This window comes from Arthrobacter sp. UC242_113 (assembly GCF_044054585.1).
In the GTDB taxonomy this organism is placed as follows: domain Bacteria; phylum Actinomycetota; class Actinomycetes; order Actinomycetales; family Micrococcaceae; genus Arthrobacter.
In genome coordinates, this window is record NZ_CP171968.1 from 861,700 (window position 1) to 874,332 (window position 12,633).

At 67.5% G+C, this 12,633-nt stretch carries 9 protein-coding genes; 4 read left to right on the forward strand and 5 right to left on the reverse strand.

Annotated elements, in window-relative coordinates; all coding sequences use genetic code 11:
• Positions 1 to 227 precede the first annotated feature (227 nt).
• Positions 228 to 824: a MerR family transcriptional regulator gene (locus tag ACHMXB_RS03900; RefSeq protein WP_056628244.1), complete on the forward strand. Its 597-nt coding sequence runs from the start codon at positions 228 to 230 to the stop codon at positions 822 to 824.
• Positions 825 to 937: 113 nt separating this feature from the next.
• Here the strand turns inward: ACHMXB_RS03900 and ACHMXB_RS03905 are convergent, their stop codons facing one another.
• Positions 938 to 1,759: a ParA family protein gene (locus ACHMXB_RS03905; RefSeq protein WP_395402936.1), complete on the reverse strand. Its 822-nt coding sequence runs from the start codon at positions 1,757 to 1,759 to the stop codon at positions 938 to 940.
• Positions 1,760 to 2,092: 333 nt separating this feature from the next.
• Here ACHMXB_RS03905 and ACHMXB_RS03910 point away from each other — a divergent pair, with 333 nt between their 5' ends.
• Both ACHMXB_RS03910 and ACHMXB_RS03915 read left to right on the forward strand, forming a co-directional pair.
• On the forward strand, positions 2,093 to 5,488 hold the full coding sequence (locus tag ACHMXB_RS03910) for a pyruvate carboxylase (protein ID WP_395402938.1): 3,396 nt from the start codon (positions 2,093 to 2,095) through the stop codon (positions 5,486 to 5,488).
• A gap of 212 nt (positions 5,489 to 5,700) precedes the next feature.
• Entirely contained in the window at positions 5,701 to 7,092 is a 1,392-nt protein-coding gene (locus tag ACHMXB_RS03915; protein ID WP_395402940.1) for a hypothetical protein, read from the forward strand.
• Positions 7,093 to 7,108: 16 nt separating this feature from the next.
• Here ACHMXB_RS03915 and ACHMXB_RS03920 read toward each other — a convergent pair whose 3' ends face one another.
• Positions 7,109 to 8,929, reverse strand: coding sequence for an AMP-dependent synthetase/ligase (locus ACHMXB_RS03920; RefSeq protein ID WP_395402942.1), 1,821 nt, complete (start codon positions 8,927 to 8,929; stop codon positions 7,109 to 7,111).
• 193 nt (positions 8,930 to 9,122) lie between these two features.
• Between ACHMXB_RS03920 and ACHMXB_RS03925 the strand changes: the two genes are divergently transcribed.
• Positions 9,123 to 10,268, forward strand: a complete 1,146-nt coding sequence (locus ACHMXB_RS03925) for an ROK family glucokinase (protein ID WP_395402944.1) — start codon at positions 9,123 to 9,125, stop codon at positions 10,266 to 10,268.
• Between the two features lie 8 nt (positions 10,269 to 10,276).
• Here ACHMXB_RS03925 and ACHMXB_RS03930 read toward each other — a convergent pair whose 3' ends face one another.
• Genes ACHMXB_RS03930 through ACHMXB_RS03940 form a run of 3 tightly spaced genes read right to left on the reverse strand, consistent with a single transcriptional unit; the run spans position 10,277 to position 12,559 of the window.
• On the reverse strand, positions 10,277 to 10,969 hold the full coding sequence (locus ACHMXB_RS03930) for a hypothetical protein (RefSeq protein ID WP_395402946.1): 693 nt from the start codon (positions 10,967 to 10,969) through the stop codon (positions 10,277 to 10,279).
• Positions 10,962 to 11,774, reverse strand: coding sequence for an alpha/beta hydrolase (locus tag ACHMXB_RS03935; protein WP_395402948.1), 813 nt, complete (start codon positions 11,772 to 11,774; stop codon positions 10,962 to 10,964). The genes ACHMXB_RS03930 and ACHMXB_RS03935 overlap by 8 nt, the downstream gene beginning before the upstream one ends.
• Complete coding sequence (locus ACHMXB_RS03940; protein ID WP_395402950.1) at positions 11,771 to 12,559, reverse strand: alpha/beta hydrolase; 789 nt, start codon at positions 12,557 to 12,559, stop codon at positions 11,771 to 11,773. Before ACHMXB_RS03940 ends, ACHMXB_RS03935 begins: the two co-directional genes overlap by 4 nt.
• Positions 12,560 to 12,633 lie beyond the last annotated feature (74 nt).

Here is a 12,633-nt window from a genome sequence, read left to right on the forward strand (position 1 = left end):
CTGAAACTTTCGACACGCCCCACCAATCATGCGAACGTCTTTGACCTTGGGCCATGGCAGGCCTAACGTCGAAGGTACCAAGTTCCCATTGCATACGACAGCGGCGCAAGTCACACTGGAAAGTGCTACTCCGGCCGAATTACAAGCGTGAATTTCATCCTGACTTCATGCGCGTAGCAGCTGTTGCGGCAACTTCCCCAGGGGAGCTCATGACAAGGAGGATCCACGTGAGTCCGAAAGGCGAAGCAGGCGAGCTGAAGCAACCCTCGACGGCCGGCGTTGCCGTGCCCGCAAGTGGTGCTCAGGGCCTTCTCTTCACTGAGGATCTCCCGGTTCTGGATGAGGACGCCGGCTACCGAGGCCCAACTGCGTGCAAGGCCGCCGGAATCACGTACCGGCAGCTCGACTACTGGGCCCGCACCGGCCTGGTGGAGCCTGCAGTCCGCGGCGCGGCCGGCTCCGGTTCGCAGCGGCTCTACGGTTTCCGCGACATCCTGGTCCTGAAGGTGGTCAAGCGGCTGCTGGACACCGGCGTATCGCTGCAGCAGATCCGCAGCGCGGTGGAGCACCTCCGTGAACGCGGTGTCGAGGACCTGGCGCAGATCACCCTCATGAGCGACGGGGCCAGTGTCTACGAATGCACCTCCGCGGACGAGGTCATTGATCTCGTGCAGGGCGGCCAGGGCGTGTTCGGCATCGCTGTGGGCCGGGTGTGGCGCGAAGTGGAGGGGAGCCTCGCCTCGCTGCCCAGCGAGCACGCCAGCGAACAGACGTTTCCGGACGACGAACTCAGCAAGCGACGCGCGGCCCGCAAGATCGGCTAGCGGCGCCAGCCACGAGATTTAGTACGCAGAAGGCCGCCTCCCGTCGGGGAGGCGGCCTTCTGGATTCGTCCGGCCTTCTGCATTCGTCAGGGTCCCGGGAGTCGGGCCTGCGCTTACCGCGCGCTGCGGCTGCGGCTGGTCTTGTTGGCGGCCAGAAGGTTTCCCAACAGTGTGTCGTAGAGCCCGGCCGCGGTCTTGGCGGAGTCCCCGGGCCAGTGGTGGACGGAATGCGCCGCGCCCTGGATCTGCTGCCAGTTGGCCTGTTCCGGGATGTGCGGAGCCAGCAGGAGGTCGCCGAACATGGCCTCCATCTCGGCAAGCCTGAACGCGTGCTCGGAGGACCCCGAGCGCACGCGGTTAGCCACGATGCCGGCGGGGGACAGGTTCGGCGCGAATTCCTGCCGGAAAAGCTGGATGGCCCGCATGGTGCGCTCAGTGCCGGCCACGGAGAAGAGCCCGGGCTCGGCCACCAGTGCCACCTTGTTGCTGGCGGACCAGGCCATGCGGGTGAGGCCGTTCAGGGACGGCGGGCAGTCCACCAGGACGAGTTCATAGGCATCTGTGCCGGACAGCACCGCGGATAGCCTGCGCAAATCGCGTTTGCCCAGGTCCGGCCGGTCGTAAATGCCGGTGTACGCGGACCCGACGGCGACATCGAGCACTGCTGGGCCGGAACCGTTGACGGCTGCCCGGCTGATCCAGCCGCTGGGCACCACATTCTCGGCGATCTTGGCCTTGCGCGGATTCTTCAGCATCCTGCCGATGTCCAGCTTGTCACTGGGCTGCACGCCCAAGGCTGTGCTGGCGTCGGCATGGGGGTCGAGGTCCACAACGAGGGTTGGGATGCCTGCGGCCAGTGCCGCAGACGCCAGTCCGGTTGTAACGGATGTCTTGCCGACACCGCCCTTAAGGCTGCTGATGCTGACTACTTGCACTTGAGAGACCAATACCTAACGCCGGTTGCCGTGTTGGGGTACGTTCCGTTCCGGTGCTGCCGGAACCGGGGCAGGCTTCCGCCGCCCCATTCATCATATGTTGACCTCGGCCGGAATCCGTTCTTCTGCGGATCCGGGCATGCCTCCCCGTCCGGCCCGGCCCGGGAGGCATGCCGCAGCAGCAAAAACAGCAGTAATTGCGGGCCGGCAGTGAATATGGCCCGGACATGACGGATAATTCTGTGACGGTAGACACAATGATTTGTGTTTCGTCCGGCCCGTCTTACACACTGTGACCACTCACCGATACACCCGCAATGATGCAGGAGAAGTATGTTTTCCAAGATTCTGGTGGCCAACCGCGGAGAAATCGCAATCCGGGCTTTCCGCGCCGGCTACGAACTGGGCGCCAAGACAGTCGCCGTGTTCCCCAACGAGGACCGCAACTCGATCCACCGCCAGAAGGCCGATGAGGCGTATCTGATCGGCGAAGAGGGCCACCCCGTCCGCGCCTACCTCGACGTCGACGAAGTGGTGCGCGTGGCGAAGGAGTCCGGGGCGGACGCCATCTACCCCGGCTACGGCTTCCTCTCCGAGAACCCCGACCTGGCGCGTGCGGCGAAGGCCGCAGGCATCACCTTCGTGGGTCCGCCCGCGGAGGTCCTGGAACTCGCCGGCAACAAGGTGGCGGCACTGGAGGCCGCCCGCAAGGCCGGCGTCCCCGTGCTGAAGTCCAGCGCGCCGTCCAAGGACCTTGACGAACTGATCGCTGCTGCGGATGAGATCGGCTTCCCCATTTTCGCCAAGGCAGTGGCCGGCGGCGGCGGGCGCGGCATGCGCCGCGTCGACACCCGCGAAGCCCTGCCGGAGGCGCTGCAGTCCGCCATGCGCGAGGCCGACGCCGCCTTCGGTGACCCCACCATGTTCCTTGAGCAGGCAGTGCTGCGCCCGCGCCACATCGAGGTCCAGATCCTGGCCGACGCCGAGGGCAACGTCATGCACCTCTTCGAGCGTGACTGTTCCATCCAGCGCCGCCACCAGAAGGTTATCGAGATCGCCCCGGCCCCCAACCTGGACGAAGGCATCCGCCAGGCCCTCTACCGGGACGCCGTGAAGTTCGCCAAGGCCCTGAACTATGTCAACGCCGGAACGGTCGAGTTCCTGGTGGACACCGTGGGCGAACGCGCCGGCCAGCACGTCTTCATCGAAATGAACCCCCGCATCCAGGTGGAGCACACGGTGACGGAAGAGGTCACCGACGTCGACCTCGTCCAGTCGCAGATGCGCATCGCCGCCGGTGAGACCCTGGCCGACCTGGGGCTTTCCCAGGAGACCGTCCACTTGAAGGGCGCCGCGCTGCAGAGCCGCATCACCACCGAGGACCCGGCCAACGGCTTCCGGCCCGACGTCGGAAAGATCACCGGATACCGCTCCGCCGGCGGTGCCGGCGTTAGGCTCGACGGCGGCACCGTCTACTCGGGTGCCGAAATCAGCCCGCACTTCGACTCCATGCTGGTAAAGCTCACCTGCCGTGGCCGGGACTACCCCGCCGCGGTGGCCAGGGCACGCCGTGCGCTGGCGGAGTTCCGCATCCGCGGTGTCTCCACCAACATCTCCTTCCTGCAGGCCGTCCTGGACGACGCCGACTTCATCGCCGGCAACGTGGCCACGTCCTTCATCGACGAACGGCCCGAACTGCTGAAGTCGCGCGTCTCCGCCGACCGCGGCACCAAGCTGCTGACCTGGCTGGCCGAGGTCACCGTGAACAAGCCAAACGGTGAACTTCCGGTCCACACCGACCCCGCGGACAAGCTCCCGGCCGTCGCCGGCGCCGAGGCACGCCCCGGCTCCCGCCAGCGGCTGCTGGAACTCGGACCGGAGGGCTTCGCCAAGGCACTGCGCGAGCAGAAGGCCGTCGCCGTCACCGACACCACGTTCCGCGACGCCCACCAGTCCCTGCTGGCCACCCGCGTCCGCACCAGAGACCTGCTGGCCGCCGCGCCCGCGGTCTCCACCCTCCTGCCGGAGCTGCTGTCCGTTGAGGCCTGGGGCGGCGCCACCTACGACGTCGCGCTGCGGTTCCTCGGCGAGGACCCCTGGGACCGGCTTGCCGCGCTGCGCAAGGCCCTGCCGAACGTCTGCCTGCAGATGCTGCTCCGGGGCCGCAACACCGTGGGCTACACCCCGTACCCCGAGGAAGTGGCCGAGGCCTTCGTCAACGAGGCAGCGGCCACCGGCATCGACATCTTCCGCATCTTCGATGCACTGAACGACGTCAGCCAGATGGCGCCGGCCATCCGCGCCGTCCGGGCCACCGGCACTGCAGTCGCCGAGGTGGCACTTTGCTACACCGGCGACATGCTGGACCCGAACGAGACGCTCTACACGCTGGACTACTACCTGGGCCTGGCGGACAAGATCGTCGAAGCCGGCGCCCACATCCTCGCCATCAAGGACATGGCAGGCCTGCTGCGTCCGGCAGCCGCCGCGAAGCTCGTCTCGGCGCTGCGGGAACGCTTCGACCTTCCGGTCCACCTGCACACCCACGACACAGCCGGCGGCCAGCTCGCCACCCTGCTTTCGGCAGTCGATGCAGGCGTCGACGCCGTGGATGTCGCCTCTGCATCCCTCGCCGGCACCACCAGCCAGCCGTCGGCGTCGGCCCTGGTTGCGGCCCTGGCCCACACCGAGCGCGACACCGGGCTCAGCCTGGCGGCGGTCAGCTCCCTCGAGCCGTACTGGGAAGCCGTCCGCAGGGTCTACGCCCCGTTCGAATCGGGCCTGCCGGGTCCGACAGGCCGCGTTTACCAGCACGAAATCCCGGGCGGGCAGCTGTCCAACCTCCGCCAGCAGGCCATGGCGCTTGGCCTGGGCGAGCGCTTCGAGGCGATCGAGGACATGTACACGGCTGCGGACCGAATCCTGGGACACCTGGTGAAGGTCACGCCGTCCTCCAAGGTGGTGGGCGACCTCGCCCTGCACCTCGTGGGCCTGAACGCAGACCCGGCCGACTTCGAAGAGAACCCGCAGAACTACGACATCCCGGACTCCGTCATCGGGTTCCTGTCGGGCGAGCTGGGCGATCCTCCGGGAGGCTGGCCGGAACCGTTCCGCACCAAGGCCCTCCAGGGCCGGAGCGTCAAGGTGCGCGACGCCGAGCTGAGCGCCGAGGACAGCGCAGCCCTCCGCGGTGACTCGAAGACCCGCCAGCAGACGCTGAACCGGCTGCTCTTTGCGGGTCCCACCAAGGACTACCTCAAGAGCCGGGAGACGTACGGCAACGTTTCGGTCCTGGACACCCGCGACTACCTGTACGGCCTGCAGCGCGGCGAAGAGCACGTGATCCAGCTCGAAAAGGGTGTGCGCCTCATCGCGTCCCTGGAAGCCGTATCGGAGCCGGACGAGAAGGGCATGCGCACGGTCATGTGCACGCTCAATGGCCAGTCCCGCCCGGTCTCGGTGCGCGACAAGTCCGTGGTCAGCAATGTGAAGACGGCGGAGAAGGCTGACGCGTCCGTGCCGGGCCACGTCGCCGCTCCCTTCGCCGGTGCCGTGACGGTCACCGTCAAGGCGGGCGACACCGTCAACGCCGGTGACACCATTGCCACCATTGAGGCGATGAAGATGGAGGCATCCATCACGACGCCGGTGGGCGGCAAGGTGACGCGGCTGGCCATTTCCGCTGTGGAACAGGTTCAGGGCGGTGACCTGCTGATCGTCGTTGAATAGGCGGCAGTCGAATAGGCGACTGGTGAGCAGGTGACTTGCGGCTGGATCGCCGCTGAATTACCTGCAGGGCGGCCGGCGGCCGCCCTGCAGGTAGGGTGGTAGACAGAAAAAGGGTTGTGGGGGACGGCGCCAAGCCGCCCCCACAGCCATTTCCGAACCACATCGGCTGCCGCAAACCCAACCGGCAGCCGGTACGAAACAGAGCGGAAGCCATGACGCAGACAAATACGCCCAAGCCCGGGCCGCGCCCCGACCGGAGGCCTACGATCTCCCAAGGCAGCGTCGTCGACGTTGCGGCGGAGCCCCTGGCCGGTCCCGGCCGGGTGCCTCCGGCGGGCGCGGCGGACGCAGCGGTGACCGGTGACGTGGCTCCGGCAGGGGACATCAGCGTGGTGACCGTTTCCGACGCCCAGGACCGTACCTCTGCCGGATCGCTCCCGGCAGTCGGCGGCGTGGTGCAGCAGGGGACGGTCACTTCGGCCATGCCCGTTGTGACGGCCGGCCCCGGTGTTGCCGCCAGCGACATCGACGAACCTGGCACAAGCAAAGCACCCGTGGCCGGCGCGGAGCCTGCTGGTGCAACGTACGCAGACGCTGCCGCCGAATTGGCGCCCGAACCCGTCGCCACCACTGAAGAGGCGAAGAACCTTCCCGGGCGCCGTGAACGGCCCGAGGGACCGGAGCCCGCTGCCGCCCTGACCGCTGACCGTCTCCTGACCAGGGCCGTAGCCGCCCCGGTGTCGGGCTGGCGCCGCTGGCTGTACCAGGCGACCTTGGGCTACGTGAACCTCGGGGACTCGGACCAGGTCCGTATCCAGCGGGCCATGGAGCACCGCATCGCCATGAGGCTGGGGGAGCGGACCCGGTACGTTCCGGTGCTCTCGCGCAAAGGCGGGGTGGGCAAGACCACCGTCACAACCCTGCTCGGCATGGTGCTGGCTGAGCTGCGTGAGGACCGGGTCATCGCGATGGATGCGAATCCGGACCGCGGCACCCTTTCGGACCGGTCGCCGGGCAGGGCTGACTTCACGGCCCGCCAGCTGGTGAAGGACAGGTTCACGGTCGAATCGTTCGCACAGCTGTCCAACTACACGGCGCGGGACGGTTCGCGCCTCGATGTGCTCGCCTCGGACACCGATCCCATGGTGGCGCACGCCTTCGACGACGCCGACTACCGCGCCGTTACCGACATCCTGGGCAGGTATTACTCGATCGTGCTCACCGACTCAGGCACCGGCATGGTGCACTCGGTCATGAAGGGCACGCTGGAGAAGGCCGATGCCGTGGTACTGGTCTCGGGCGGCAGCGTGGATGAGGCCCGGCTGGCGTCCGAAACGCTGTCTTGGCTTGAAGCCCACGGCCGCCAGGATCTCGTCGCCAAGGCAACAGTGGTCATCAACATGGCTGCCGGCAACCGCACCCTGGTCAACATCGACGAAATCGAGCAGCACTTCCTGTCGCGGGTGAAGAACGTGGTGCGGATTCCGCATGACCGGCACCTTGCGGAGGGCTCGCGGATCAGCCTGGGCCAGCTGAAGCCCGCAACCCGCGCCGCAGCCGTGGAGCTGGCGGCGCTGGTGGTGGACGAGCTGCAGCAGGACTGACCCGATCAAGCCCCGCTTAGGCGCGGGTGGGCTTCGGCGACTTGTACATGTCGTCGATCACGCCCTCGAAGTCCTTCATGACCTGCGCGCGCTTGACCTTCATGGACGGGGTCAGGTGGCCGGAGGCTTCAGTGAAGTCGCTCGGCACGATCCGGAAGGACTTGATGGCCTCCGCCTGCGACACCGACTGGTTGGCCTGGTTGATGAGCTCCTGCACGGCGGCCTTGACCTCGGCATGCCCGACGGCGTCGCTTAGGTTCGTGTCCGCCGGCAGGCCGTGGCGCTGCAGCCAGCCCGGGAGTGCTTCCTCATCGAGCGTCACGAGGGCGCCGATGAACGGGCGGTTGTCACCCACGACGAGCACCTGTGACACCAGCGCATCGGCCCGGATCTGGTCCTCGAGCAGCGCGGGAACCACGTTCTTGCCGCCGGCGGTGACAATGATTTCCTTCTTGCGGCCGGTAATCAGCAGGTAGCCGTCGTCGTCGAGTTGGCCGATGTCACCGGTGCGGAACCAGCCATCAGCGAACGACTCCTCAGTGAGGTCGGACCGCTGGTAGTACCCCCGCATGACGCAGGAGCCCTTGACGAGGATCTCGCCGTCGTCGGCAATCCGGACGCTGTTGCCGGGAATCGGGGCACCCACCGTCCCGATCTTGATCCGCTCCGGCGTATTGACGGAGACGGGGGCCGTGGTTTCGGTGAGGCCGTAGCCCTCCAGGATCTGCAGGCCGATGCCCTGGAAGAAGTGGCCCAGCCGCTCGCCCAACGGGCCGCCGCCGGACACCGCATGGGCCACCTCCCCGCCCATGGCGGCGCGAAGCTTGCCGTAGACGAGCTTGTCGAAGATCGCGTGCCTGACTTTCAGGCCCAGTCCGATGCTGCCGGCCTGCCGTGCTCGGGAGTAGGCGATCGCCGTGTCCGCAGCCTTGTGGAAGATGGCGCCCTTGCCGCCGTCTTCGGCCTTGGTGAGGGCCGAGTTGTACACCTTTTCGAACACGCGCGGCACGGCAAGGATGAACGTCGGCTTGTAGCTCTGCAGGTCGGGCAGCAGGTGCTTGATGTCGGGGGTATGCGCCACGGTGACGCCGGCGGCCACCGCCAGGACCGAGATGAAGCGCGCGAAGACATGTGCCAGCGGCAGGAACATGATGGTGCGCGACTGCTCATTGACTATGCCGCTCAGCGAGGTGGCCAGGGCGTTCTCGGACAGCTCCACGAAGTTTCCGTGGGTCAGTTCGCAGCCTTTGGGCCGGCCCGTGGTGCCCGAGGTGTAGATGATGGTGGCGAGGTCACGGAGCCCGGCGGAGCGCCGCCGCGCGTCGAGCTCGTCGTCGCTGACGGCGGCGCCGGCCGCACGCACGGCGTCGAGGCCGTCGCCCTCCAGCTGCCACACGTGGGTCAGCGCCGTGAGGCCTTCGGTGGCAGCGGCCTGCCGGATGATGTTTTCGTGGTGGTCCGATTCGCCGAAGGCAGCGACGGCGCCGGAGTCGCCCAGGTTCCAGGCGACCTGGGAAGGCGATGATGTTTCGTAGATGGGAACGGAAACGCCACCTGCGAACCAGATGGCGAAGTCGATGAGTGCCCACTCGTAGCGGGTACGCGACATGATGCCCACGCGGTCGCCCGCACCGACGCCGCTGGCGATGAGCCCCTTGGCGAGGGCGGACACGTCCGCCACAAATTCTTTGGCCCGGATGTCCTGCCATTGGCCGGCAGGGTCGAGGCGCGAAAACAGGGCAGGGTTGGATGCCTTGCCTGCCTGGCGCAGAACAAGGTCCGTGATATTGCTGTCCAGGGGGACGTTCGCCAAGGGCGGAACGCTGAATTCGCGCACGTTAGCTCCTTTGATATCCGTTGGCCGCAGCGGGTAGTCCTAACCTTAGTACGTCACATGGCCGGGGCCGGCAGTTCAGGGTTACCCACCGGTAACTTTACGGCGAAGGGGTGTGCGCCACCAGCGTGCAGGTCGTGTCGTTCGGTGTCCTACCTGCGGCGACGCTCTGCGGCGACACCTAGAATGGGGGACTATGCAGCCCTCCCCGCCCAACGAGCAGCCAACGCCGCCCCTTGACTCCATCCGGAGCGGCGAGCCCCGGGGATGGGCGTCCCGGCGCGCAGAGTCGCGGCAGTCAATGTCGCGGCGCCCGGCCTTGGGGTACGGGGGCCAGTTGGCTGGCCACCGGCTCTTCCGGCAGCAACTGCGGCTGGGCCGCAGGGGACTTGCCATCGGCATCGACATTGGCGGCACCAAGGTTGCCGCCGGCGTGGTGGACGCCGAGGGCCGCATCCTGCGCGAGGCACGCCGGTCCACGCCGGGAAGCGATCCGCGTGCCGTAGAGCGCGTCATCGTGGAACTGGTTGAGGAACTGAGTGCCGGTGCCCGGATCCGCTCGGTGGGCATTGGCGCCGCCGGCTGGATGGATCTCGACGGCGGCACGGTGCTGTTCAGCCCGCACCTCGCCTGGCGGAACGAACCGCTGCGGGAGAACCTGCAGCACCTGCTGCGGCGCCCCGTCATGCTGGTGAACGACGCCGACGCTGCGGCCTGGGCTGAATGGCGCTTCGGTGCCGGGCAGGGGCAGGACCGGCTGGTCTGCATCACCCTTGGCACCGGCATTGGCGGAGCCATGGTGATGGACGGGCGCGTCGAGCGCGGCAGGTTTGGTGTGGCGGGGGAGTTCGGCCACCAGATCATCATGCCCGGCGGCCACCGGTGCGAGTGCGGCAACCGCGGCTGCTGGGAACAGTACGCCTCGGGCAACGCCCTCGGCCGGGAGGCCCGGGAACTGGCGATGGCGAATTCGCCGGTGGCGCAGGAACTTCTCAAGGCCGTCGACGGAAGCGCCGGCCGCATCACCGGCACCACTGTGACCGAACTGGCCATCGCCGGCGACGCCGCCTCCCGGGAGCTCCTGGAGGACGTCGGGAACTGGCTCGGCCTGGGGCTGGCGAACCTTGCCGCCGCCCTCGATCCCGGAAAGTTCGTGATTGGCGGCGGGCTGTGCGCGGCCGGCGAACTGCTGGTGGCTCCGGCGCGCAAGGCCTTCGCCCGCAACCTCACCGGCCGCGGATTCCGTCCTGCCGCAGAAATAGACTTGGCCGCCCTTGGGCCGAATGCCGGCCTGATCGGGGCTGCCGACCTGTCACGGGCCAGCAGCCGTACGCACCGCTGACTGAAGCGTCAGACCCGGGCGCCGTCGTCGTTCTCGTCCTTCTCTTGTGGCAGCTTCATGATCAGGTACACCACAGCCCCGATGAAGGCGGCCACCATCCCGAGGATTGCCAGCAGCGGCGCGGAGCGCCAAAACATGGACGACAGGACCAGGGCAACCGGAGCGCCGACGGCGCCCAGCCAGGCGAGCATCGTCAGCGGGTCCGTCGCCGAGAGCTTGGGCGGCTCCTCCGGCACGAACTCGCCGTCGTCGTCCTCGACGCTGTAGTCGCGCGGGTCCCCGGCGCCGGGCGGAACGTCAGGCTGCCCGGCCCGGGCGGCTTTCTCCTGCCCGGTTGCTTTCTCCCGGTCGGCGGCCTGCTGCCGCTCGGCGGCTGACAGTTCCCGGGGCGCCTGTGGCGCCAGGCCCAGCGGATCGAAATCGGTGAAGCGTCTGGCTGCGCTTTCCGGACCGGAACCGGCGTCCGGCTGTTCTGCCTGTGCAGAGCCGGCGTCGTCGGTTGCATCGTCGCTGGTAGCCGTGCTGTGCCGGGGACCGCCGTGATGGCGCGGGGACTTGGTGATGGGGGATTCCCCATCGCCGGGGACGGCGTCCGCATCGGGAGCCGGGCTGTCGCCCTGGAGCCTGGCCACCAGGTCGAGCCAGACGGCGTCATCCTGGTTGGCACTCGGATCGGATGAATTCGAATCGGGCCTATTCATCGGTCGCGCCCTTCTGGCTGGCTGTCGCGGAGTCGGCGGATCCCCGGTGGCCGTCCGCCACCACGGAGCGGATGAAGTCCACCGAGCCGCTGAAGATCTGGTCTGCATCGTGGTCCAGCGTGGCCACGTGGTAACTGTTGTCGAGCCGTGTGAGCTGCAGCGGGGCGTGGATAAGCCCGCGCCGCAGGGCCGTGATGCTGGTGTCGGACACAACGTGGTCCACCGTGGAGCGGAACACGCGGACCGGCGCTGTGATGCGCGGCAGCAGCCGGACCGTGTCCTTGAACATCTTATTCAGTTCGTGGGCAGCCGCCACAGGGGTACGGGAATATGCGCCCTCGTCGACGCCCTGCTTCCGGATGTCGTTGGCTATTGCCGGTGTGCTCTTGAGGACCAGCTTGAGGATCCCGGCCAGCGGGGCCCTGGGGTCATCAATGACAAGGCCGGGGTTGACCAGGATGGCTCCGGTGACGGGCCTGGTCGCGGCGATGCGCAGTGCCAGAGCGCCGCCCATGGACAGGCCCGCTGCGAAGACAAGGTCGCATTCGGTCTCGAGTTCAAGGTAGGCGGCGTCCATCGCGTCGTGCCACTGTTGCCAGCGGTTGCGGGACAGCTCCTGCCAAGTGGTGCCGTGGCCCGGCAGCAGCGGCATCCTGACGGCAAAGCCGGCATCGGCAAACGACTGGGCCCACGAACGCAGGCTGTGCGGGCTGCCGGTGAACCCGTGGGACAGGGCGATGCCGATGGACGGCCCCTCGCCGGAGAAGGCGCTGCTGAACGGGCTGTGATCGGGAACTGTGGTCATGACTTCTCCGACGGTATGTGGCTTCGGCAATGCAGCTGGAAAAACCGCGCCGAGGACTCGAAAATTTCCTGGGCGTCCGCGTCCAGCGTAGCCACGTGACCGCTGTTCCTGAGCAGCACCACGTCGAGGGCCGCCGACCCGAGGCGCCTCCGGATCAGGCTGAGCGAAGTCGGGGGCACCACTGCGTCATTGGCCGACTTGAAGACCAGCACCGGGGCAGTGATCCGCGGCAGGCCGCGGACGGCGGCAGCGAACAGCCTCTTCAGCTGGTGAACCGCCGCCAGCGGCGTGAGGGAGTAGTCGCCGTCGTCCGTGGGGGGCGCCGTCGGATTTTCCTCCGCTATGGGCACGGTGGTTCGTTGGATGTACTTCAGCAGGCCAATGATCCGGACGCGCCGGTCGTAAAAGCTCAGTCCCGGATTGACGACGGCGACGCCGGCCACGTGATGGCGGGATGCGGTGAGCAGGGCGATGGCACCGCCCATGGAGAGGCCTGCTACGTAGCATTCGTCGGTCCTGGCAGCCAGCTCCAGATACGACTGTTCGAAGGCGCCGTGCCACTCCCGCCATCCTGTCTTGGCCAGTTCCTGCCAGCTCGTGCCATGCCCGGGGAGCAGTGGGACGGTGACGGCGAAGCCGCGCCCGGCCAGGTATTCAGCCCACGGCAGGATGCTCAGGGGACTGCCGGTGAAGCCGTGCGAAATCGCGATTCCGATCCGCGCATTGGCTCCGTGTCCCGCGTAGGTGAAAGCGGCGGGCCTTATGCGGTCGCTGCTTTCTGTCATGAATCCATCGTGTCACTGTTCCGGACAATTCTCACTAGAGTAGGGTGGCATTGCAGTGCCGCCGGGCCCTTTGG